At 68.0% G+C, this 20,923-nt stretch carries 22 protein-coding genes; 7 read left to right on the top strand and 15 right to left on the bottom strand.

The window, feature by feature from the left end; all coding sequences use genetic code 11:
• Positions 1-531, bottom strand: a 531-nt coding sequence (locus GRF61_RS04065) for a DUF1566 domain-containing protein (protein WP_169149433.1), incomplete at its 3' end; no start/stop codon positions are given.
• Positions 532-745: 214 nt separating this feature from the next.
• Positions 746-1,273 carry a cyclic pyranopterin monophosphate synthase MoaC gene (moaC, locus tag GRF61_RS04060; protein WP_169149432.1) on the bottom strand — a complete coding sequence of 176 codons (528 nt, stop codon included), beginning with the start codon at positions 1,271-1,273 and terminating at the stop codon, positions 746-748.
• 81 nt (positions 1,274-1,354) lie between these two features.
• Between moaC and GRF61_RS04055 the strand changes: the two genes are divergently transcribed.
• On the top strand, positions 1,355-2,791 hold the full coding sequence (locus tag GRF61_RS04055) for a M48 family metalloprotease (RefSeq protein WP_169149431.1): 1,437 nt from the start codon (positions 1,355-1,357) through the stop codon (positions 2,789-2,791).
• Positions 2,792-2,880: 89 nt separating this feature from the next.
• Positions 2,881-3,111, top strand: coding sequence for a sulfurtransferase TusA family protein (locus GRF61_RS04050; RefSeq protein ID WP_169149430.1), 231 nt, complete (start codon positions 2,881-2,883; stop codon positions 3,109-3,111).
• An 86-nt stretch (positions 3,112-3,197) separates the two neighbouring features.
• Here the strand turns inward: GRF61_RS04050 and GRF61_RS04045 are convergent, their stop codons facing one another.
• From GRF61_RS04045 to GRF61_RS04030, 4 genes are all read right to left on the bottom strand, one after another.
• Entirely contained in the window at positions 3,198-6,071 is a 2,874-nt protein-coding gene (locus tag GRF61_RS04045; protein WP_169149429.1) for a valine--tRNA ligase, read from the bottom strand.
• 93 nt (positions 6,072-6,164) lie between these two features.
• Positions 6,165-6,698 carry a hypothetical protein gene (locus GRF61_RS04040; RefSeq protein WP_169149428.1) on the bottom strand — a complete coding sequence of 178 codons (534 nt, stop codon included), beginning with the start codon at positions 6,696-6,698 and terminating at the stop codon, positions 6,165-6,167.
• Entirely contained in the window at positions 6,695-7,135 is a 441-nt protein-coding gene (locus GRF61_RS04035) for a DNA polymerase III subunit chi (RefSeq protein ID WP_169149439.1), read from the bottom strand. The genes GRF61_RS04040 and GRF61_RS04035 overlap by 4 nt, the downstream gene beginning before the upstream one ends.
• Positions 7,136-7,137: 2 nt before the next feature.
• Complete coding sequence (locus tag GRF61_RS04030; RefSeq protein WP_169149427.1) at positions 7,138-8,643, bottom strand: leucyl aminopeptidase; 1,506 nt, start codon at positions 8,641-8,643, stop codon at positions 7,138-7,140.
• 176 nt (positions 8,644-8,819) lie between these two features.
• On the opposite strand from GRF61_RS04030, the gene lptF reads away from it, so the two are divergent.
• On the top strand, positions 8,820-9,899 hold the full coding sequence (gene lptF / locus GRF61_RS04025) for an LPS export ABC transporter permease LptF (RefSeq protein ID WP_169149426.1): 1,080 nt from the start codon (positions 8,820-8,822) through the stop codon (positions 9,897-9,899).
• The gene (gene lptG, locus GRF61_RS04020) at positions 9,896-10,972 is read left to right on the top strand and encodes an LPS export ABC transporter permease LptG (RefSeq protein WP_169149425.1); all 1,077 of its coding nucleotides are present in this window, start codon (positions 9,896-9,898) and stop codon (positions 10,970-10,972) included. Before lptF ends, lptG begins: the two co-directional genes overlap by 4 nt.
• 165 nt (positions 10,973-11,137) lie before the next feature.
• Here the strand turns inward: lptG and rplS are convergent, their stop codons facing one another.
• The 4 genes from rplS to rpsP form a co-directional block, all read right to left on the bottom strand.
• Positions 11,138-11,530 (bottom strand): 50S ribosomal protein L19, encoded by a 393-nt coding sequence (rplS, locus tag GRF61_RS04015; protein ID WP_169149424.1) that lies wholly within the window; start codon positions 11,528-11,530, stop codon positions 11,138-11,140.
• Positions 11,531-11,614: 84 nt separating this feature from the next.
• Positions 11,615-12,412, bottom strand: a complete 798-nt coding sequence (trmD, locus tag GRF61_RS04010) for a tRNA (guanosine(37)-N1)-methyltransferase TrmD (RefSeq protein WP_348982338.1) — start codon at positions 12,410-12,412, stop codon at positions 11,615-11,617.
• Positions 12,413-12,428: 16 nt separating this feature from the next.
• Positions 12,429-12,947, bottom strand: a complete 519-nt coding sequence (gene rimM, locus GRF61_RS04005; protein WP_169149423.1) for a ribosome maturation factor RimM — start codon at positions 12,945-12,947, stop codon at positions 12,429-12,431.
• A gap of 19 nt (positions 12,948-12,966) precedes the next feature.
• Positions 12,967-13,215, bottom strand: coding sequence for a 30S ribosomal protein S16 (gene rpsP, locus GRF61_RS04000; protein ID WP_169149422.1), 249 nt, complete (start codon positions 13,213-13,215; stop codon positions 12,967-12,969).
• A 217-nt stretch (positions 13,216-13,432) separates the two neighbouring features.
• On the opposite strand from rpsP, the gene GRF61_RS03995 reads away from it, so the two are divergent.
• The gene (locus GRF61_RS03995) at positions 13,433-14,941 is read left to right on the top strand and encodes a hypothetical protein (protein ID WP_169149421.1); all 1,509 of its coding nucleotides are present in this window, start codon (positions 13,433-13,435) and stop codon (positions 14,939-14,941) included.
• Between the two features lie 97 nt (positions 14,942-15,038).
• Here GRF61_RS03995 and GRF61_RS03990 read toward each other — a convergent pair whose 3' ends face one another.
• The gene (locus GRF61_RS03990) at positions 15,039-16,133 is read right to left on the bottom strand and encodes a YihY family inner membrane protein (protein WP_169149420.1); all 1,095 of its coding nucleotides are present in this window, start codon (positions 16,131-16,133) and stop codon (positions 15,039-15,041) included.
• A 20-nt stretch (positions 16,134-16,153) separates the two neighbouring features.
• On the opposite strand from GRF61_RS03990, the gene wrbA reads away from it, so the two are divergent.
• Both wrbA and GRF61_RS03980 read left to right on the top strand, forming a co-directional pair.
• A complete protein-coding gene (wrbA, locus tag GRF61_RS03985; protein ID WP_169149419.1) occupies positions 16,154-16,756 on the top strand; it encodes an NAD(P)H:quinone oxidoreductase in 603 nt (200 codons plus the stop codon).
• On the top strand, positions 16,753-17,124 hold the full coding sequence (locus tag GRF61_RS03980; protein WP_169149418.1) for a DUF2069 domain-containing protein: 372 nt from the start codon (positions 16,753-16,755) through the stop codon (positions 17,122-17,124). The genes wrbA and GRF61_RS03980 overlap by 4 nt, the downstream gene beginning before the upstream one ends.
• Before the next feature lie 54 nt (positions 17,125-17,178).
• Here GRF61_RS03980 and GRF61_RS03975 read toward each other — a convergent pair whose 3' ends face one another.
• The 4 genes from GRF61_RS03975 to GRF61_RS03960 all read right to left on the bottom strand — a co-directional run bounded on the left by GRF61_RS03975 (position 17,179) and on the right by GRF61_RS03960 (position 20,916).
• A complete protein-coding gene (locus GRF61_RS03975; protein ID WP_169149417.1) occupies positions 17,179-18,732 on the bottom strand; it encodes a 2-isopropylmalate synthase in 1,554 nt (517 codons plus the stop codon).
• 132 nt (positions 18,733-18,864) lie between these two features.
• A complete protein-coding gene (locus GRF61_RS03970; protein WP_169149416.1) occupies positions 18,865-19,521 on the bottom strand; it encodes a class I SAM-dependent methyltransferase in 657 nt (218 codons plus the stop codon).
• A gap of 31 nt (positions 19,522-19,552) precedes the next feature.
• The gene (locus tag GRF61_RS03965; RefSeq protein WP_169149415.1) at positions 19,553-20,233 is read right to left on the bottom strand and encodes a lipopolysaccharide kinase InaA family protein; all 681 of its coding nucleotides are present in this window, start codon (positions 20,231-20,233) and stop codon (positions 19,553-19,555) included.
• Complete coding sequence (locus GRF61_RS03960; protein WP_169149414.1) at positions 20,233-20,916, bottom strand: class I SAM-dependent methyltransferase; 684 nt, start codon at positions 20,914-20,916, stop codon at positions 20,233-20,235. Before GRF61_RS03960 ends, GRF61_RS03965 begins: the two co-directional genes overlap by 1 nt.
• Between the last annotated feature and the right edge of the window lie 7 nt (positions 20,917-20,923).

The following is a 20,923-nucleotide window of genomic DNA, read 5'->3' as shown; positions in this document are numbered from 1 at the left end:
GATGAAGGCGGTGTCGCGGCGGGACAGGGCGGCGGTGGACAGGTCGGCGTGCTCGGCGTCGAACCACACCGCGACGATGCCTTCGGCGCGCCAGCTGCGGCTGGTCCAGTAGGGGCCGGGCTGGGCGTGGGGAAAAGCGTCGTGATCGATTGCCGTCCTGCCGGCGGTGGCGAACCCGGCTTGGAGCAGGGTGCGCAGTTCGCGCTCGCTGGGCACGCGCCAGTCTTCATGGCCGCACAGGCGCTGCTGCCGGGCGCGGAGCAGGTGGGCGGCGACGCTGCAGGCAGCGGAGGGGCAATCGCGGCCGTCGTCGCCTCCGGCCTGGGGCAGGCGAGAGGCGTCTGCGATGCCACGCTCCCAGGTGAGGCCGGTGCCGTGGTCCAGCGTACAGGCCTCGTCCGAAGTGAAGCGGGCTGTACTGGTGGCTGCCGCTGCGGGCTCAGGGGCGGTTGTATTCCGGCTGGGACCGTCGCCCTGGCAGGCGGCGAGCAGGAGCAGCAGGGGAGTGAGCGGGCGCAGCCATCGGTTCATCGTTCGGACTCCGGAAGTGGCGGCGCGGAGGTGCCCGCCAAGGAAGGACGAACGTAAGACGCGTGGCGGGGCGGATCACCTCACCCCCGGGGCTGCGTTTTTTTGGGAGTGGCTGCTGCGGCCATCTGGTGGGCGCAGGCGCGTGGGTTTCGCGATGCGCGGAGGGGCGGCCGCTTCGGGCCGCTCTGGTATGGCAGCCCGGAGGGCGTCGCCCTCAGTCGTCCCGGCCGGCTACCCAGTGGCCGGACTTGCCGCCCTGTTTCTCCAGCAGCTGGATGCCTTCCATGCGCATGCCGCGGTCTATTGCCTTGCACATGTCGTAGATGGTGAGCAGGCCGATGTTGACCGCGGTGAGCGCTTCCATCTCCACGCCGGTGCGGCCCACGGTTTCGGCGGTGACGGTGCAGGACACCGCGCTGGCGGCTTGGTCCACCTCGAACTCCACCGCGACCCGGGTGAGCGGCAGCGGGTGGCACAGCGGGATCAGGTCGCTGGTGCGCTTGGAAGCCTGGATGGCGGCGATGCGGGCGATGCCCAGCACGTCGCCCTTCTTGGCGCTGCCGCTGACGATGGTCGCCAGCGTTTCCGGCCGCATCAGGATGCGGCCGGTGGCGACGCCGACACGGCGGGTTTCCGCCTTGGCGCCGACATCCACCATATGGGCCTGGCCTTGGGCGTCGAAGTGGGTAAGGCCGGAACCGGCAGCGGGCGTGGGACTGGAGGAGGAGGGCGAGTCGCTCATTTCGGAGGCGCGGGGTATGCTGCTACAAGTGGAAACAGGCCACACGGAACGGGTCCGTGGGGGCCGTTATCATAGCAGCCCATGATGCGCAAACCTCTCGCCCTCCTGCTCAGCCTCGCGCTGGCCTTCCCCGCTCCCGCCGCTACTTTGCCTGACCTCGGCGACGTCGGCGCGTCGGATCTTTCACCCGCAGCCGAACGCCGCATCGGCGAGGAAATCATTGCCCAGATCCGCTGGCGCGATGCGGCCTACCTGGACGATCCGGAAGTCGAGGAATACGTGAACCGGCTGGGCCGCAAGCTGGCGGCGGTCAGCAACAACCCCGGCCAGGCCTTCGACTTCTTCGTCGTCAAGGACACCACGCTGAACGCCTTCGCCTTGCCGGGCGGTTACATCGGCGTGCATACCGGCTTGATCCTGGCGGCGGAGAGCGAATCGGAACTGGCCTCGGTGCTGGGCCACGAAATCGCCCACGTCACCCAGCGCCACATCGCCCAGATGGTGGGCCACCAGAGCCAGGCCGGCATGGTGATGCTGGCGTCGCTGCTGGTGGCGGTGCTGGCTGCGCGCAGCAACTCCCAGGTCAGCGAGGCGGCGCTGGCGGCCGGCCAGGCCGGTGCGCTGCAATCCCAGCTCGGCTACTCGCGCGACTTCGAGCGCGAGGCCGACCGCGTCGGCCTGCAGACGCTGGATGCCGCCGGCTTCGACGTGCGCGGCATGCCCGGCTTCTTCGAACGTTTGCAGCGTGCCAGCCGGCTGTACGAGAACAATGCGCCGGCCTATCTGCGCACCCACCCGCTGACCTCCGAGCGGATCTCCGACATGGAGAACCGCGCCAGCGCCCTGCGCTACCGCCAGGTGCCGGACTCCGACGACTTCCGCTTCGTGCGTGCCAAGCTGCGCGCCCAGGCCGGCAGCCCGACCGACGCCCTCCGCGACATGGAGAGCCGGGTGGCGCAGACGCCGTCCGATTTCACCGTGCGCTACGGGCTCGCCCGCGCCCAGCTGCGCGCCAACCGGCTGGACGACGCGGAAGCCACGCTGGCGCAGGCGCGCAAGGAAGCGCCGCCTTCCCCCTTCATCGAGACCCTGGCCGCGGAGCTGCGGACGGCGCGCAAAGACCCCGCTGGCGCGGTGACGCTGCTCAGCGCCGCCCGCAAGAGCTTCCCCGCCAGCACCAGCTTGCGCTACGCGCTGATCGATGCCCAGATCCAGGCCCATCGCCCGGCGGATGCCGCCGCCGGCGCACGCGAAGGCATACAGGTGCGCGGCGACGATGTGCGCCTGTGGCAGCTGCTGTCGCGTGCCAATTCCGAGCTGGGCAAGCGCACCGCACAGCACCGCGCCCAGGCCGAAGTCTATGTGCTGCAGGGCACGCTGCCGGCGGCGATCGAGCAACTGGAGCTGGCGCGCAAGGCCGGCGACGGCGATTTCTACGAGCTGTCGGCGGTGGATGCGCGGCTGCGTGACCTGAAGATCCGCCTTACCGAAGAGCGCCGCGACCGCGACCAGCGCTAGGCGCAGCAGCTCACGCGCGGCTGGCTGCGGCTTTTCCCGCGGGTGGCGATTCCATTAATATCCGCGGGTTTTCTGATAAAGGACGAGCAATGGACTTCGACAAGGAAGTGGATGCGCGTGGTTTGAACTGTCCGCTGCCCATTCTGCGCACCAAGAAGGCGCTGGCCGACATGCAGCCGGGACAAGTGCTGCGGGTCGTCGCCACCGACCCGGGTTCGGTCAAGGATTTCCAGGCCTTCGCCAAGCAGACCGGCAACGATCTGCTGCAGCAGAGCGAAACCGCCGACAAGGCCTTCGAGTTCTACATGAAGCGCAAGTAAGCCTGGCGCTGCCGGATGTGAAACGGGCCGCCCGTGGGGGCGGCCCGTTTCATTTGCGCTGCCTGCAGCGCAGGCAGCAGCACACTTCAGCGGCTAGCGAGCTTGGCCAGCTGCGGCCGCAGCTTCTCCAGCGTGGCCTTGAAGCCGGCAAGGCGGTCGCGTTCCTGCTGGACCACCGCCGCAGGGGCACGGTCGACGAAGCTGGCGTTGCCCAGCTTGCCTTCGGCCTTGCTCACCTCGCCTTCGAGGCGGGCGATTTCCTTGCCCAGGCGGTCGCGTTCGGCGGCGAGGTCGATCTCCACCTTCAGCATCAGCCGGGTTTCGCCGGCCACCGCCACCGGCGCGAGTTCGTCCGCGCCGATCTCGGTGACCACTTCCACTTCCGACAGCTTGGCCAGGCCGGCGAGGTAGGGCGCGTAGGCATTCAGCGTTTCCGGGTTGCCGGCGGCCACCAGCGGCAGGCGCTGGGCGGGGGAGATGTTCATCTCGCCACGCAGGTTGCGGCAGGCGTAGATCATGGCCTTCAGCTCGGCGACCTGGGCTTCGGCGGCCTCGTCGATGCGGGTGGCGTCGGCCGCCGGGTAGCGCGCCAGCATGACGCTGTCGGCATCCTTGCGGCCGGCGAGCGGCGCCACCGTCTGCCACAGCTCTTCGGTGATGAAGGGCAGCAGCGGATGGGCGAGGCGCAGCACCGTTTCCAGCACCCGCAGCAGGGTGCGGCGGGTGGCGCGCTGTTGCGCCGGCGTGCCGCCCTGCACCTGCACCTTGGCCAGTTCCAGGTACCAGTCGCAGTACTCGTCCCAGACGAATTCGTAGACCGAGCGCACCACCATGTCGAAGCGGTAGGCGGTGAACTGCTCGGCCACCTCGGCTTCGGTGCGCTGCAGGCGGGAGACGATCCAGCGGTCGGCGAAGGAGAAGTCCAGATCGGCTTCCGCCGCCTCGACGCCGCAATCCTGACCTTCGCAGTTCATCAGCACGAAGCGGGTGGCGTTCCACAGCTTGTTGCAGAAGTTGCGGTAGCCCTCGCAGCGGGCGAGGTCGAACTTGATGTCACGGCCGGGGCTGGCGAGCGAGGCGAAGGTGAAGCGCAGCGCGTCGGTGCCGAAGGCGGGGATGCCGTCGGGGAACTCCTTGCGCGTCTTCTTCTCGATGCTCTGCGCCTGCTTGGGGTTCATCAGGCCGAAGGTGCGCTTCTTCACCAGCTCGTCCAGCGCGATGCCGTCGATCAGGTCGATCGGGTCCAGCACGTTGCCCTTGGACTTGGACATCTTCTGGCCTTCCGCATCGCGGATCAGGCCGTGCACGTAGACGTGCTTGAACGGGATCTTGCCGGTGATCTGCTTGGTCATCATGACCATGCGGGCGACCCAGAAGAAGATGATGTCGAAGCCGGTGACCAGCACGGTGGAGGGCAGGTAGAGGTCCAGCGCCGGGTTGCTCTTCTGCGGCCATTCCGGCGTCCAGTCCAGCGTGGAGAAGGGCCACAGCGCGGAGGAATACCAGGTGTCCAGCACGTCCTCGTCGCGGCGCAGCGCGCCGGCGTAGCCGTCCTTCGCCGCCAGGGCGCGGGCTTCGTCCTCGTCGCGGGCGACCCAGCACAGCCCGCTCATTTCTCCTTCGGTGGCGTACCAGGCGGGAATCTGGTGGCCCCACCACAGCTGGCGCGAGATGCACCAGTCCTGGATGTTGTTGAGCCACTGGTTGTAGGTATTGACCCAGTTCTCCGGGTAGAACTTGATCTCGCCGGATGCCACCACCTCCAGCGCTTTCTCGGTGATGCTCTTGCCGTCCGCGCCCGGTTTGCTCATGGCGACGAACCACTGGTCGGTCAGCATCGGCTCGATGACGACGTTGGTGCGGTCGCCGCGCGGCACCATCAGCTTGTGCGCCTTGACCTCGACCAGCAGGCCGGCGGCTTCCAGCTCGGCGACCACCTGGTCGCGCGCCGGTACCCGGTCCAGGCCGGCGATGGAGGCGGGCATGGCGACGTTGCCCTTGGCCTGGCCGGCGGTGTCGAACACCTCTGCGTTGGCAGGCACCGCGCCTTCCAGCGTCAGCACCACGATCATGTCCAGCTTGTGGCGCTGGCCGACGGCGTAGTCGTTGAAGTCGTGCGCGGGGGTGACCTTGACGCAGCCGGTGCCGAACTCGCGGTCGACGTAGTCATCCGCGATGATGGGGATGCGGCGGCCGGTGAGCGGCAGCTCCACCGTCTTGCCGATCAGGTTGGCGTAGCGCTCGTCTTCCGGATGCACCATCACCGCGACGTCGCCCAGCAGCGTCTCTGGGCGGGTGGTGGCGACGGTGAGGCCGCGCAGCCCGCCGACGGGGCCGTCGGTGAAGGGGTAGAGGATGTGGTAGAGCTTGCCGTCTTCTTCCTCGGACACCACCTCCAGGTCGGACACCGCGGTGCCGAGCTTGGGGTCCCAGTTCACCAGGCGCTTGCCGCGGTAGATCAGGCCCTCGTTGTAGAGGCGGACGAAGGTTTCGGTGACGGTCTTCGACAGGCCGGCGTCCATGGTGAAGCGCTCGCGCTTCCAGTCCGGGCTGGTGCCCAGGCGGCGCATCTGCCGGGTGATGGTGCCGCCGGAGTATTCCTTCCACTCCCACACCTTCTCCAGGAACTTGTCGCGGCCGAGGTCATGGCGCGACACGCCCTGGGCGTCCAGCTGGCGCTCGACGACGATCTGGGTGGCGATGCCCGCATGGTCGGTGCCCGGCTGCCACAGGGTGTTGTCGCCCCGCATGCGGTGGTAGCGGGTGAGCGCGTCCATGATGGTCTGGTTGAAGCCGTGGCCCATGTGCAGCGTGCCGGTGACGTTGGGCGGCGGCAGCAGGATGCAGAAGGCGTTCGGATTGGTCGTGTCGAGGCCGGCGTCGAAATAGCCGCTGTTTTCCCATTGGGGGTACCAGCGCGATTCGATCGCTGCCGGCTCGAAGCTCTTGGCCAGTTCCATGTTGTTTTAGCGCGCTTTCAGGCAAAACGCGGATTATAGCGGATGCCACCGGCCTGCCCCGCAAGGGCGCGCGCCGGCTGGGGAGGGGCGGGATTACTCTTCGCTGCCGTCCAGGCGGCGGGCGATGCGCTCGGAGAGGGCGGGGAGCAGGGTGGCGCGCAGGTGAGCGAGGGTTTGGGTGCGCACGCGCTCGGCGAGGCTGTCCAGCTCGCGGGAGAGGATCTGCGGCAACTCGTTGGCGAGCCAGGCTTCGACCTCGCGGGAGATCTCGGTGTCCAGCCGTACCAGTTGCTCGACCTGGCGCGGATTCAGGGTGGCTGGCGCCGCAGATGGCGTTGGCGCGGGTGCGGAGAAGGCCTGGGCAGGCTGAACCGGAGGCTGGGGCGGCAAGGGAGCCGGGGCGACGGATGGTGCGACACCCGGCAACGGCGCCCTCTTCGGCGGAAGCAGCGCTTCCGGCGGCAGTTCGTCCTCATCCACCACGTCGGTGAGGATGGGCAGGTCATCGTCGGCCGGTGTGGCGGTCTCGCCGCGGTGGCGGTTCAGCAGGGCGTCGGCCTGGCCCAGCAGGGCGTCGGCGCGCTGCAACTCTTCCTCGGCATCGGCGCGGGGCGGCCCGTTGCTCACAGGGCCACCCGGCGCTCGGCGTCGAAGGCCTTGAGCGGCAGTTCGCGCGCCTTGTACTGCATCCAGCGATGCCGCGCCGGTGCCTTCTCCGCTTCGGTTTGGCCGACGATCTCCACCACCATGCGGAAGCGGTCGAAGCCCGGCGGCATGTCCTCGGCGAGATTCACCAGCACGTCGGTGTGCGGCCAGTCGGTGTCGCTGCCGGGCGCGCCCAGCACCACCGGTGTTTCCGCCGCGAGCGGCGAGCTGTTGGAAACATGGGGCAGGAAAGCCAGCGGATCGCTGGTCCACATCATCAGGTCCAGCTTGCGCGCCTGCACCCCGTCCGCCAGCCGTACCGCGACCTGGCGGCCGCCGGCATGGGCGCGGGCGACCAGCTCGCAGGCAAGCGCGAGCCGGTCCGGGGTGTTGTGATAGAACTGGACCTTGGTCACCAGCCTCAGCCTGCCTGGCCGCCGGCGCGGGCGATCAGGAACTCGGCCAGCAGCGGTACCGGCCGGCCGGTGGCGCCCTTGGCATCGCCGGAGATCCAGGCGGTGCCGGCGATGTCCAGGTGCGCCCACTTGTAGGCCTTGGCGAAGCGCGACAGGAAGCAGGCGGCGGTGATGGTGCCGCCGTAGCGGCCGCCGATGTTGCCCATGTCGGCGAAGTTGCTCTTCAGCAGCTCCTGGTATTCCTCCCACAGCGGCAGCTGCCAGGCGCGGTCTCCGGACTCGGTGCCGCGCTTGAGCAGTTCGGCGGCGAGATCATCGTCATTGGCCAGCAGGCCGCTGGGGATCTTGCCCAGCGCGACCACGCAGGCGCCGGTGAGGGTAGCGATGTCGATCACGCATTCCGGCTTGAAGCGCTCGGCGTAGGTCAGCGCATCGCACAGGATGAGGCGGCCTTCGGCGTCGGTGTTGAGCACTTCTATGGTCTGGCCGGACATGGAGGTGACCACGTCGCCCGGCTTGGTGGCGCTGCCGCCCGGCATGTTCTCGGTGGCGGGCACGATGCCGACGAGGTTGATCGGCAGGCCGAGGCTGGCGACGGTCTTGAAGGTGCCGATGACGCTGGCGGCGCCGCACATGTCGTACTTCATCTCGTCCATTTCGGCCGCCGGCTTCAGCGAGATGCCGCCGGTGTCGAAGGTGACGCCCTTGCCGACCAGCACCACCGGCTTGGCCTTCGCCTTGCCGCCCTTGTACTGCATGACGATGAACTTGGGCGGCTGATGCGAGCCGCGGGCCACCGACAGCAGCGAGCCCATGCCCAGCTTCTCCATGTCGGCGCGTTCCAGCACCTCGACGCCGAACTTGAATTCCTTGCCCAGCGCCTGGGCGGTCTCGGCCAGGTAGGCCGGCGTGCAGACGTTGCCCGGCTGGTTGCCGAGGTCGCGGGTGAGCGCCATGCCGGCGGCGATGGCCTGGCCGCGCTGTACTGCGGCCTCCAGCGCGGCATTGCTCTTCTCGCCGATCAGCAGGGTGATCTTGCGCGCGCCGCGCTCCTTCTTGGCTTCCTTGGAAGGGGCTTTCTTAGGTTCGAAGCGGTAGGCGCCGTCGGCGATCAGGCGGGAGGCCTGCTGCAGGCGCCAGGCGAGGTCGCGGCCGGTGGTGGGCGCAGCGTCTGCCAGGGCGACCACCGCATCCTTGGCGACGGTGCCGGCAAGGGCCTTGGCGGTGGCGGTGAGGGCGTCGCGGAAGGCTTTGTCGCCGAAGTCCTCGGCCTTGCCCAGGCTGACCACCAGCACCCGCTCGGCGGCGGCGCCGGAGAAGTCGTGGAGCAGCAGGGTGGCGCCGGCCTTGTCGTCCAGATCGCCGCGTTTCAGCAGGGCAGAGAGCTTGCCCTTGGCGGCCTTGTCCAGCGCCTGGGTGGAAGGCGGCAGGGCGCCGTCGGCATAGGCACCGACAACAAGAATGCCGGCCCGGACTTTCTCCGGCGTTCCGGCCTTTATGGTAAATTCCACGGGACTTGCTCCTCGGAAAGACGCGTCGTTCGGACTGCTGGCGATTATGGCCCTTAGCCGGCGAGGCCGTCAAAAACGGGCCCGCTGCCGTTTCGGCCTTTGCTGCGCCCCTGCCGGGCCCCCTTTTCGAGCTCCTCATTCGTGCCACCTCAATTGCATAATCGGTCCTACGCGCGATGATTTTCCGCCGCGCCCTCCAGCGTGAATTCGCCCATTCGGCCGCGGCCGTTTTCGTGGCCCTGTTCGCGATCCTGATCACCACCGTTTTGATCCGCCTGCTCGGCCAGGCTGCCGGCGGGCGTGTGCCCTCGGATGCCGTGCTGGCGCTGATCGGCTTCGGCGCGGTCACCGAGCTTCCCATCGTGCTGACGCTGACGGTGTTCGTTGCGGTGCTGCTGTCGCTGTCGCGCAGCTACCGCGATTCGGAGATGGTGGTGTGGTTCGCCGCCGGATTGCCGCTGACCGCCTGGATACGCCCGGTGCTGCGCTTCGCGCTGCCGCTGGTGCTGGTGATAGGCGCGGTGACGCTCTTCCTTGGCCCCTGGGCGCAGAGCAAGAGCGCCGAGTATCAGGAAAGGCTGGACAGCCGTGACGACACCCAGCGGGTGGCGCCGGGTGTGTTCCGCGAATCTGCGGGCGCGCGGCGGGTGTTCTTCGTCGAGGTCGGCGCCGGCGCGGATGGCCGGGTGCGCAACGTCTTCGTCAGCGACGAGACCGAGGAGCGCCTGAGCGTGATCGCTTCCGACCAGGGCTTCATCCGCACCGAGCCGGATGGCAGCCGCTTCGTCGTGCTGGAGAAGGGCCGCCGTTACGACGGCAAACCGGGCACGCCGGAATTCCGTGTGATGGAGTTCGAGCGCTACGTGGTGCAGATCGAGGAAAAGCAGCTCGCTGGCGCACCGGCCAAAACCCGCAGCAAGTCGACCGCTGAATTGCTGCGGACCCCGGACGACCGCAACCTCGGCGAACTGGTGGGGCGCATCGGCACGCCGGTGGCGGCGCTGCTGCTGGCGCTGCTGGCGATCCCGCTGTCCTTCGTCAATCCGCGCGCCGGCCGCACCAACAACCTGCTGATCGCGGTGTTCACCTACCTGATCTACAGCAACGCCATCACCATCTCTCAGGCCTGGGTGTCGCAGGGTCGCATCCGTTTCGAGCTGGCGGTGCTGCTGCCGCACCTCTGTCTGCTGTTGCTGCTGGCGGTGATGTTCTACCGCCGCCTCGCGGTGTCGCCCTTCTGGAGGGCACGGGCATGAGCAGGACGCTGTCGCGCTATCTTGCCCGCGAGGTCTTCAGCGCCACGTTGCTGGTGCTGCTCGCTTTCCTGGCCTTGTTCGCCTTCTTCGATTTCATCAATGAGCTGGATAGCGTCGGCAAGGACGGCTACGAGCTGCACCAGGCGCTGATCTACGTCGCCATGATCATGCCGGGCCGCGTCTATGAGCTGATGCCGGTGGCGGTGCTGATCGGCACGCTGTACGCGTTGACCACGCTGGCGCGGCATTCCGAGATCACGGTTATGCGTGCCTCGGGGCTGTCCACCTGGCGGCTGATGCGCATCCTGGCGGCCATCGGCAGCGTGTTCGTGGTGCTGACCTTCGTCTTCGGCGAGTACATCGCCCCGCCGGCGGAGAGCGCCGCCCAGCAGTGGCGGCTGACGGCGACCAACTCCGCGGTGTCGCAGCAGCTGCGTTCCGGCCTGTGGGTGAAGGACGGCCCGCTGGTGATCAATGTGCGCACACTGCTGCCGGACCGCACGATGGAGAAGGTGCGCATCTATGGCTTTGACGAGCATTACGCGCTGAGCTTCCTCAGCGAGGCGGAGAAGGGCGTCTATGACGGCCATCATCGCTGGCGGCTGGAGTCGGTGCAGCAGACGCGCTTCCACGGCGACCGAACGGAACTGGTCTCGCTACCGGAGTTCATCTGGCATTCGGAGCTGACGCCTGAAGTGTTGAGCGTGCTGATGGTGGTGCCGGAGCGGATGTCGGTGGCCAATCTGTGGGCTTACATCCGCCACCTGAAAGAGAACCAGCAGAACTCGGACCGCTACGAGATCGCGCTGTGGAAGAAGGTGGTCTATCCCTTCGCCGCGCTGGTGATGATGGCGCTGGCGCTGCCCTTCGCCTTCAGCCACGATCGCATGGGCGGCGTCAGCGTGAAGGTCTTCCTCGGCGTGATGCTGGGCATAGGCTTCCATCTGCTGAACGGCCTGCTGTCCAACCTCGGCGTGATCAACGCCTGGCCGCCGGCGCTGGCGGCGCTGACGCCCAGTCTGCTGTTCCTGGCCGCAGCGGCCGTCATGCTCTACGCGGTGGAGCGTCGCTGACGGTTTGTTGGGCGGAACTGCAGGGGGCGCCTTATGCTCCGTGCTCCGCTCCCAGGCTCCCGCTCCCGCTTGCCGCTTCCTGGTAAAGCGCTTCCCTTCGCCAGCGGTGTGCCAAAAGAAAACGGGCCCGAAGGCCCGTTTCCGTATCCGATGCCGTAGTGGCGATCAGGCTTGCTGCTTCTTCGCGGCGGCGGACTTGTAGTCCAGCTTTTCCTTGATGCGCGCGGACTTGCCGGAGCGCTGACGCAGGTAGTACAGCTTGGCGCGACGGACGTCACCGCGACGCTTCACCTCGATGGCCGCGACCAGCGGGGAGTAGGTCTGGAACGTCCGTTCCACGCCTTCGCCGGAAGAGATCTTGCGGACGATGAAGGAGGAGTTCAGACCGCGGTTGCGCTTCGCGATCACGACACCTTCGTACGCCTGCAGACGTTCGCGGTTGCCTTCCTTCACCTTGACTTGCACCACGACGGTGTCGCCGGGAGCGAACGCCGGGATGGTCTTGCCTTCGGTGAGGCGGGCGATTTCTTCCTGTTCGAGCTGCTGAATCAGGTTCATGTGCTTGACTCCATGTGGTCAATGGCCATTGGCCTGGCGGCAGAGCAGGTCGCCACCTGATGCGCGCCGTTTATGAATCGGCTCTCAGGCGATGTTGCCGCCGTCGATGCCGTCTTGCTCCTGCTTGAATTCTTCAAGCAGTTTCAATTCTTCCTTGCTCAGCGTGCGTTGGGCCAATAGTTCCGGCCGCCGCCGCCAGGTGTTACCCAGTGCCTGCTTGAGCCGCCAGCGGCGGATCAGGGCATGGTTGCCGGACATGAGTACCTCAGGTACCCGTTCGCCCTCGTGGATCTCCGGGCGAGTGTAGTGCGGGCAATCGAGCAGGCCGTTGGCGAAGGAGTCCTCCACCGCCGAGTCCGCATCGTTCAGCGCACCGGGCAGCTGGCGGATGATGGCGTCCAGCAGCACCATCGCCGGCAGTTCGCCGCCGGAGAGGACGAAATCCCCGAGGGAAATCTCTTCGTCCACCCAGTGGTCGATCAGGCGCTGATCCACGCCTTCGTAACGGCCGCAGAGCAGGATGGTGCCCGGCTCCGCGGCGATTTCCAGCACTCGCGCATGGTCCAGCGTGCGGCCTTGCGGCGAGAGGTAGATCACCCGGCCTGCCTGCCCCAGTGCGTGCTGCTGGGCCTGCCTGGCCTGGCTGATCGCCTGTTGCAGCGGCTCCGCCAACATCACCATGCCGGGGCCGCCGCCGTAGGGGCGGTCATCCACCGTCCGGTGTGCGTCGGTGGCGAAGTCGCGCGGGTTGTGGAAGCCGATCTCGTAGAGTTCGCGCTCCCGCGCCCGCCGGGTGATCCCGCTGCCGGTGAGGGCAGCGAACATCTCCGGGAACAGGGTGACGATGTCGTAGCGGCGCTTGCCGCTTGCCACCGCGCTCACGCCTGCGTCACCGTGCTCACCAGTCTTTCTGCCACGCCGTCCGGATGCGTCGGGCGGCGAGGTCTACATCCAGCACGTAGGCGGCGACGAAGGGGATCAGGCGCTCCTGTGCCGCTTCGCCTTCACCATCCACCACCTGCAGTACGTCGTGGGCGCCGGTGGAGAGCAGGCCGGTGACGGTGCCCAGCGTGTCGCCGGCTTCGTCTTCCACGCTCAGGCCGACCAAGTCGCCCCAGTAGTACTCGTCCTTGCCGGGCTTCGGCAGGGCTTCGCGCGGCGCGCCGATGAAACGGCCATCCAGCGCTTCCGCCGCAGAGCGGTCATCCGCGCCGACGAAGGCTACGACGAATCCCTTGCCGTGCGGCCGGAAGCCACGCAGTTCGTGCTGGCTCCATCTTTCGGCCGGGGCGTCCGCATCGGTGGACAGCCACCAGTGCTTCATCGAGCGCCAGGCGGCCGGGTCGTCACCAAAAGGATGGATCTTGACCCAGCCCTGAACGCCAAAAGGGGCGACAATGCGCCCCAGTACGATCATCGCTTCAGCTGCCAGCGGATCAGGCGGCCTTGGCGGCCTGCTTCACCAGGCGGGCAACGGTCGGCGACAGCTGGGCGCCGTTCTGCTCCCAGTAGGTCAGGCGCTCGGTGTTGACCACCAGCGTCTTCTCGGCGCCGGAGGCAACCGGGTTGTAGAAGCCGACGCGCTCGATGAAGCGACCGTCGCGGCGATTGCGGGAATCGGCGGCAACGATGTTGTAGAACGGGCGCTTCTTGGCGCCACCACGGGCAAGGCGAATGACGACCATGTGGTTATCCTGTGATCGGTAGATGCGAAAAGCCCAAAACTATAAGTCAAAGGGAGGCCGGGGACAAGCCTTTTCAAGCAAGTGCCTCTGCTGGAAGGGGAGATGCGACCGCAGTGCAATTCCGCAGTGACGTGCTTCACGCAGCGCGAACGCCCGGATTAGGGGGCGCCGTGAATCTTGCCTACAATTGTCAGCCGTTCATTTCGATCCCGACACAATGTCCGAGTCCGGTCGTCCCTCCGATCCCATCGCCGCCGCGATGGACTGGCTAGCTGCGGAGCCGGCTGACGACCCGGTCGCCGATCTGGCCGCGCTGCGGGAGTGGTTCGGTCAGGTGTCGCGAGCGGATGCGGCGGCACAGGAACTGCTGGACGCTTTCAGCTCGCGGGCGCTGGATGTCTGCGGGCGCTTCGGTCCGCGCCTGATCAGCGCATCGCTTCCGCTGGCGCGGGAGATGCACCTGGCTGCCGCCAGCCTGGTTGACGCGCTGCTGGAGATTGCCGCGGCTTGCCAGCGTCTGGCCGAAGATGGTCGCGGCCGGTGGCGGCTGATGTCCAGCGGGGAGCCGCTGGAGTCCGCCGCGTGGGCGCAACTGCTGGTGGGCGAGGCCTATCTCATCGGTTGCATGGCGGGCGCGGTCGCCCCGTCCGGGCTGTGGCTGCATGCGCATGGCCTGATGGCAAACCTGAACGGTTCCGATTTGCTCGCCGACAGTGGCGTGGCTGCGCGGCTCACTGCTCAGTACAAGCGCCTGCTGGCAATCGCGGTGGCCCAGCCGGAGAGCCTGACTGCGCGTGAGCTGGCCTGGTTGTTCGAGTACTTGGGCGACTTCGCCGCCCCTGCCGAGTTGTCCCTGTCGCCCTTGCAGCCGGAGCAGATGAGCTACTGGATGGACTGCGCCCAGGATGGCCCGCCGGTAGCGGCGGCCAGGCGGCAGGCGCCGGACGACGTGCGGGTGCTGCATTTCACCCCGGTGCCGCTGGTCCGCATGGTGGACCAGCAGATGACCTGGCTGGAGAGCCGCATCCTGGAAGCGGAAGTGGTGGGCCTGGAGCGCGATGGCGAATTGCTGGCTCCGGATGTTTCCGGCCTGCCCGAGGGGTTGACCCCGGTGGAGGCCCTGACCCTGTTGCGCCGCTTGCGCGGGCGCTGGACCTTGCCTCCCATGCGTGAGCTGCCCAGGCGCAAACACCAATACACGGTACAGGTCTGCGCCGGGCTCAGAGCCATCTGGGAGATGGCGCGGCGCGGCGAGGAAAACGTGACCCTGGCCGAATGGATGGTGTTCAACGAGAGCCCGGGCGGCTACGCCATCATGTGCGTGGCCGGGGTCGAGGGCGTACTCTCCGCCGGCATGGCGCTGGCGCTGAGGCGGGATGCCTCGCAGCCGTGGTCGATCTGCATCGTGCGCTGGCTGCGCAGCGAGAATCCAGACCAGATTGAACTGGGCCTGCAACTGCTGTCGCAAGCCTTCACCCCCGTGTCAGTCGGCTTCCGCGGCAGCGACATGCGGGGTACCGCGCCGGCCCTCATCCTGCCGCCGATGGCGGCGGTACGGCGCAACCAGGCCATCCTCGCGCCGGCTGGCTCCTACGTTTCGCGCCGCTTCATCCTGGTGCACGAGAGCAGTCACCTCTACGTGGCCCAGGCGCGCGTGCTCGGGCTGGACATGCAGACGGCGGCGGTCGAGCTGTTCCAGTACGAGATCGATCCCTACCCGATCTGAGGCCCTGGCCGACAGGAAGGCTTAAGCCGCTGACAGTGCCGTCGGCGGCTTTTTTCATTTTCCCTGGGCGTTTGCGTGCGGAGCCGGCCCGGGGGCTTCAGCTCGTCTGCGCGGTGGCATCGCCAGCAGGCACCGTACGGGCCAGATCGCTCAGACGGCGGTCGGCACTTGCGAGGCCGGCTTGTAGCAACTGGCCGAGGTCCCGGCTGCAAGCATCGCCGGCATGCATGGTCCAGGCTGCGGGGTCCAGGGCGAAGCGCGCGACCAGCGCGGCGGTGCCGATGTCGTCCGCCGAGCGGGTCAGCAGCCAGTGCCCTTCCTCGCTGCGTGCGGCCCAGCCGGCTTCGCACAAGGCGCCCAGCAGCTCTTCGGCGACATGCTCGGCGAGGCCGGCGTGGTGGCGCAGTTCGTCGAAGGCGGCGGCCTTCCCGGCCTGCTGCGCGCGTGCGAGCGCGATCATTATCTGCAGTGCCGCCCAGGCGCGGTCTCCAGGGAAGGCGGGCGTCACCAGCCGGCGTTCGAGGAAGGTCGGCAGGCTGGCCGCCACCAGGGCGCCCATCAATACCACCAGCCAGGACAGGTAGAGCCAAACCAGGAAGATGGGCAGCGCGGCGAAGGTGCCGTAGATCAGCGTGTAGGTGGGAAAGCGCGCGATGAAGAGGCCGAAGGCGCGCTGCATGAGGAAGAACACCAGCGCCGCGGCCAGGCCGCCTGCAAGTGCGTGCAGCGCCTTCACCGGATGGTTGGGCACCGCGAAGTAGAGAAAGGAGAACAGGGCGCCCAGCAGCAGCGGCGGCAGCAGGCGGGCGGCGAGCTCGCCCAGCCAGGGCAGGTGGGAGGACAGTTCCGCCGAAGTGCTCGCCAGATAGCCGGTGGCCACCACGCTGCCGCCGAGGACCATCGGGCCTATGGTCAGCGCGAACCAGTAGACGGTGATGCGCAGCAGCAGCGAACGCGGCCGGCGCACGCCCCAGATCTGGTTGAACACGCCCTCTATGGTGGACAGCAGCATCAGCGCGGTGATGGCCAGCAGCGCGGTGCCTATCAGCGTCAGCCGGGCCGCTTTCTGCGAGAACTGCAGGGCATAGGTGGTGATGATCTTGCCGGCCCGCTCGGGCAGCAGGTTCTCCAGCAGGAAGTCGCGCAGCGATTCGCTGACGCGGTCCATTCCCGGCAGGTATAATCCGCGCATTCTATCGAGTCCTCCCCTTCATGCAGGAAATCCTCGTGTTGTATTACAGCCATCGCGGCTCGGTGCGCGCCCTGGCTGAGCAAGTCGCGCTCGGCATCCAGCAGGTGCCTGGCGCCGTCGCCCGGGTGCGTACCGTGCCCCGCGTTTCCACCGTATGCGAAGCGGTGGAGGGCGACATCCCCGCCGATGGTCCGCCTTACGTCGAAGCCCGCGATCTGGAGGAGTGCATCGGCCTGGCGCTGGGCAGCCCGACCCGTTTCGGCAACATGGCGGCGCCGATGAAGTACTTCCTCGATGGCCTGGGCGCCGCCTGGGCCAATGGCACGCTGGCGGGCAAGCCGGCCGCGGTGTTCACCTCCACCGCCAGCCTGCATGGCGGCCAGGAGAGCACGCTGCTGTCGATGATGCTGCCGCTGTTCCACCACGGCATGCTGGTGATGGGCCTGCCCTTCACCGAACCGGCGCTGAACACCACCCGCAGCGGTGGCACACCCTACGGCGCCAGCCATGTCGCCGGTGCGGATGGCCTGGCGCGGCTGAGCGAGGAGGAGGCGATGCTGGCGCAGGCGCTGGGCCGCCGGCTGGCGCAGACCGCGCAGAAGCTGGGGGGCAAGGGGCGATGAGCGGCGGGGAGGTTACCGTGCGGCGGCTGTGGCTGCTCGCCAGCGCCAGCCTGATCGCGCTGATCGTGCTCTGCGTGCTGTGGGAGGGCTGGCTGGCGCCGCTGCGGCCAGGCGGCTCGTGGATGACGCTGAAGGCGCTGCCGCTGATGGGCGCGCTGTTCGGCATCCTGCGGGGCCGCCGCTACACCTACCAGTGGTTGTCCATGCTGTCCCTGTTGTACTTCACCGAAGGGGTGATGCGGGCTGCCGATGCGGCGCCGGGTGGCGCGCTGGCGCTGGCCGAGGTAGCGCTGTCGGTGGTGCTGTTCTGCAGCACGGTGGCGTATGCACGGCTGACTGCACCGTCGCGCCGGAGCACCCGGGGCTGAGCCGCCGGGCGTCGGGAGAACTGAACGGGGAGCTGACGGCTCCCCGTTTCGCGCTTACAGCTGCGGATTCAGCTTTTCCATGTTGCCGCTGAGCTTGTTCAGTGCGTTGAGGTAGGCCTTGGCGGAGGCGACGATGATGTCGGTATCCGCGCCCTGGCCATTCACCACCCGGCCGTCCTTGGCCAGCCGCACGGTGACTTCGCCCTGGGCGTCGGTGCCGGTGGTGATGGCATTCACCGAGTAGAGCAGCAGCTCGCTGCCGCTGGCGGCGACCGCTTCGATGGCCTTGAAGGCGGCGTCCACCGGGCCGGAGCCCTGCGCCTGGCTGCGGCTTTCGCGGCCGCCTATGGTCAGCGTCAGCTCGGCCTGCGGGGTTTCGCCGGTTTCGGAGTGGAAGCGCGAGGCCACCAGCCGGTAGTGCTCCACCTCCGGGGTGACGGCTTCGTCGCTCATCAGCGCATGCAGGTCTTCGTCGAAGATCTCGTGCTTCTTGTCCGCCAGCTCCTTGAAGCGGGCGAAGGCGGCGTTCAGCTGCTCCTCGGTCTCCACCGCGATGCCCAGCTCCTGCAGGCGGGCGCGGAAGGCGTTGCGGCCGGAGTGCTTGCCCAGCACCAGCTTGTTGGCACCCCAGCCCACATCCTCGGCACGCATGATCTCGTAGGTTTCGCGGTGCTTGAGCACGCCATCCTGGTGGATGCCGGATTCATGGGCGAAGGCGTTGGCGCCGACGATGGCCTTGTTCGGTTGCACCGGGTAGCCGGTGATCTGCGACACCAGGCGGGAGGCGGGCACGATCTGGGTGGCGTCGATGCGGGTTTCCACCGGGAAGATGTCGGCGCGGGTGCGCACCGCCATCACGATCTCTTCCAGCGAGGCGTTGCCGGCACGCTCGCCCAGGCCGTTGATGGTGCATTCCACCTGGCGGGCGCCGGCCATGACGGCGGCCAGCGAGTTGGAGACGGCGAGGCCGAGGTCGTTGTGGCAGTGCACCGACCAGATCACCTTGTCCGAGCCGGGCACGCGCTCTATCACCTTGCGCAAGGTGGCGGCGTACTGCTCCGGCACGTTGTAGCCGACGGTGTCGGGCACGTTGATGGTCTTGGCGCCGGCCTTGATCACCGCCTCGAAGATGCGGCAGAGGAAGTCCAGCTCGGAGCGGCCGGCATCCTCTGCGGAGAACTCGACGTCGTCAGTGTATTCGCGCGCCCAGCCGACGGACTTCACCGCCTGTTCCACCACCTGGTCCGGCGTCATCCGCAGCTTCTTCTCCATGTGGATGGGGCTGGTGGCGATGAAGGTGTGGATGCGGCCGCGGGCGGCGGGGCGGATGGCTTCACCGGCGCGGCGAATGTCGTTCTCGTTCGCGCGCGCCAGGGAACAGACGGTGGATTCCTTCACCGCTTCGGCGATGGAGCGCACCGACTCGAAGTCGCCGTTGGAGGCGGCGGCGAAGCCAGCCTCGATCACGTCCACCCGCATGCGCTCCAGCTGGCGGGCGATGCGCAGTTTCTCCTCGCGGGTCATCGAGGCACCGGGGCTCTGCTCGCCGTCGCGCAGGGTGGTGTCGAAGATGATCAGCGAGTCTTTGGGGGAGTGCGGCGTGCTCATGGTGGGCTCCTGCGGATTCGATTCCGGCGCGGCGTGCTGGCGCGGAAGTCGCGCCTGCGGGGAAAAGCGGAATCTTATCGCGCTGGCGCCCGGCATGGGAGCGGCACGAACGGGCGGACGCCTTTCCGCGGCTCAGCGCGTCACGGCGGGGGCCCGCTCGAAAACCGCCAGGTGCAGGGTGTGCAGCAGGGGAAGCACGGCGAGGTCCCGCACGAGGTGGAAGCCCTGCCGTTCGAAGTAGCTGCGTACTTCACGCAGCGGGGTGGCATGCTTTTCCGACTGCCTGCCGCCGAGCGAGACACGCAGCCGGCGCTTGATCGAGGTGATGGAGAAGGGCGAGAAGTAGGACAGCAGCACGTAGCGCCGGCTGACGCGGCAAAGCTCGGCGACGGCGCGCTCGCGCACCTCCGGCGTGGGGAAGTGGTGGAAGAGGCGGAAGCACAGAACGCTGTCGAAGCTGTCGTCGGCGTACTCCAGGTTCTCGATGTCCTGCTTTTCCACCGGGCAGTCCAGCCCCTGCTCGCGCAATCGGCGGCGGGCGATCTCCAGCATCGCGTCCGAGTAGTCGGCGGCGCTCACCTTGAAACCCAGCGCCGCCGCATGCAGGGTGGCGCGGCCGCCACCGCAGGGCAGATCCAGCAGGCGGTGGTCACGCGGGATCTGGCGCAGGGCGCGCTCCACCAGCTTCATTTCCGCCCGGTGGCGGCGGCTGCTCTTGTTCTGGTAGGCGTGGGCGGTGGCCTCGTCGTACTTGAAGCGGCCGCGGTAGGTATGGAGGAGGGTGCTCATGGATTCCGTTCCGGTCTGGGGGGCGGCGCGTTCAGCGCAGGTTGAGGTGCCGGGCGTGGGCGGCCAGCAGGTGCTGCCAGTCGCTTGCCTGCCACAGGGTCTGGTGGCGGGAGAGCTGTTCCAGGTCGTGGCCGGCGGCCAGGCTGCGGCGCAGGCGGGGGCGCATCTTTTCCAGGTCGAGCAGGGCGACGTCCGCCTGCCCGTCGCGCCACCGCACCATAATGTGTTTGTCGTAAAGGCAGCCATGCTGGAGGCGGGCCCGGTGCAGGCGGCCCAGCGTCTTGCCCACCTCGGCGGCAAGCTGCCTGCGCTGCTCGGGCGACAAGGCGGTCTGTTCGGCGAGCGGCCGGTAACCCTGCAGCTCGGCGGTGACGAGCACCGTCTCCTGCCCCTGCTCGCCGCGGCGGGAGCCGTGAAAAAGGGGCTGCGGCGTGGGAATGCCGAGCGCGGCGAGGCGGCCGAGGTAGTGCCACTCCCGGCTGGCGGTGGGCCAGCCCAGGGGGCGGCTGGGAGTCCGGCAGAGGTGGCCGCATTGGCGCTTGATGTAGAGCACCCTGTCTCCTTGCGTCGCACGGAGTACGCCGCTCCAGCCGGCGCGGCGGCGGTTGACCGGCTCCACCCATTCGCCGGGGAAGGTCCACCAGTGGGCGAAGGCGTCGGCGCTGTCGCTGGCCTGGGCGGGGGCGCCAGCGCTGAGGATGTGGGCGGCCATCAGGCGCTTCTCCGCAGCGTGTAGACCCGCCACATGGCGTAGCGCGGCAGGAAGTCGGAATGGCCGAGGATGTCGAAGCCGGCCTGGCGGAACTCCCGCTCGGCGGTCTGGACCGGGATGACGAAGCGGTTCTGGTAGCCGCCGGTTCCGCGCTCGCGCTCCAGCCGGGCGCGCCGCCAGGCCTTGTAGTTGCCATCCACCCACAGGGAAAGGATCACCGTGTCGCGGGTGACGCGGTGGAACTCCCGCAGCATCGCCAGGCGATGCTCGGCCTCGCCGATGTGATGCAGCAGGCGCATGCAGAACACGCAATCGACCGCGCGCTCGGGCAGGTCGATGTCGAAGGCGGAGGTCTTCAGCGGGGAAACGCGGCGGAGCAGGCTGGCCGGATGGTTGCTGCGGGCGACGGCCAGCATGTCGGCGGAGTTGTCGCCGGCAATGATGACGCGATTGGGCTGCTCGGCCAGCACCGGCCAGAAGCGGCCTGCGCCGCAGGGCAGGTCCAGTACCAGTGTGGGATCGTCGGCCAGGTGCAGGGCGCGGCGCGCCATCTGCTCGTCGCGAAGATGGGAGAGCCGGCGGGCGAGGCCGTCGCGGTGTTTGCGGAAGTAGGCCTGGGCGTGGGCCTGGTCGTATTTGTCCGAGAAGGGCAGTGAGATCGGCTGGGGCGCGGGGCTGCTCATCGGAGGC

Origin of the sequence: Azoarcus sp. TTM-91 (genome assembly GCF_012911025.1) — a bacterium.
Lineage (GTDB): Bacteria > Pseudomonadota > Gammaproteobacteria > Burkholderiales > Rhodocyclaceae > Azoarcus.
This window is presented reverse-complemented; position numbering and strand designations above follow the sequence as displayed.

What these genes read in the sequence shown, in the direction of transcription:
- GRF61_RS03995 (WP_169149421.1), top strand. Translation starts at nt 13,433, where the DNA reads ATGTCCGAGTCCGGTCGTCCCTCCGATCCCATCGCCGCCGCGATGGAC.
- GRF61_RS03990 (WP_169149420.1), bottom strand. Translation starts at nt 16,133, where the DNA reads ATGCGCGGATTATACCTGCCGGGAATGGACCGCGTCAGCGAATCGCTG.
- rimM (WP_169149423.1), bottom strand. Translation starts at nt 12,947, where the DNA reads ATGATCGTACTGGGGCGCATTGTCGCCCCTTTTGGCGTTCAGGGCTGG.
- rpsP (WP_169149422.1), bottom strand. Translation starts at nt 13,215, where the DNA reads ATGGTCGTCATTCGCCTTGCCCGTGGTGGCGCCAAGAAGCGCCCGTTC.
- GRF61_RS04045 (WP_169149429.1), bottom strand. Translation starts at nt 6,071, where the DNA reads ATGGAACTGGCCAAGAGCTTCGAGCCGGCAGCGATCGAATCGCGCTGG.
- GRF61_RS04050 (WP_169149430.1), top strand. Translation starts at nt 2,881, where the DNA reads ATGGACTTCGACAAGGAAGTGGATGCGCGTGGTTTGAACTGTCCGCTG.
- wrbA (WP_169149419.1), top strand. Translation starts at nt 16,154, where the DNA reads ATGCAGGAAATCCTCGTGTTGTATTACAGCCATCGCGGCTCGGTGCGC.
- GRF61_RS03965 (WP_169149415.1), bottom strand. Translation starts at nt 20,233, where the DNA reads ATGGCCGCCCACATCCTCAGCGCTGGCGCCCCCGCCCAGGCCAGCGAC.
- GRF61_RS03970 (WP_169149416.1), bottom strand. Translation starts at nt 19,521, where the DNA reads ATGAGCACCCTCCTCCATACCTACCGCGGCCGCTTCAAGTACGACGAG.
- moaC (WP_169149432.1), bottom strand. Translation starts at nt 1,273, where the DNA reads ATGAGCGACTCGCCCTCCTCCTCCAGTCCCACGCCCGCTGCCGGTTCC.
- GRF61_RS03980 (WP_169149418.1), top strand. Translation starts at nt 16,753, where the DNA reads ATGAGCGGCGGGGAGGTTACCGTGCGGCGGCTGTGGCTGCTCGCCAGC.
- lptG (WP_169149425.1), top strand. Translation starts at nt 9,896, where the DNA reads ATGAGCAGGACGCTGTCGCGCTATCTTGCCCGCGAGGTCTTCAGCGCC.
- rplS (WP_169149424.1), bottom strand. Translation starts at nt 11,530, where the DNA reads ATGAACCTGATTCAGCAGCTCGAACAGGAAGAAATCGCCCGCCTCACC.
- GRF61_RS04055 (WP_169149431.1), top strand. Translation starts at nt 1,355, where the DNA reads ATGATGCGCAAACCTCTCGCCCTCCTGCTCAGCCTCGCGCTGGCCTTC.
- GRF61_RS03975 (WP_169149417.1), bottom strand. Translation starts at nt 18,732, where the DNA reads ATGAGCACGCCGCACTCCCCCAAAGACTCGCTGATCATCTTCGACACC.
- GRF61_RS03960 (WP_169149414.1), bottom strand. Translation starts at nt 20,916, where the DNA reads ATGAGCAGCCCCGCGCCCCAGCCGATCTCACTGCCCTTCTCGGACAAA.
- lptF (WP_169149426.1), top strand. Translation starts at nt 8,820, where the DNA reads ATGATTTTCCGCCGCGCCCTCCAGCGTGAATTCGCCCATTCGGCCGCG.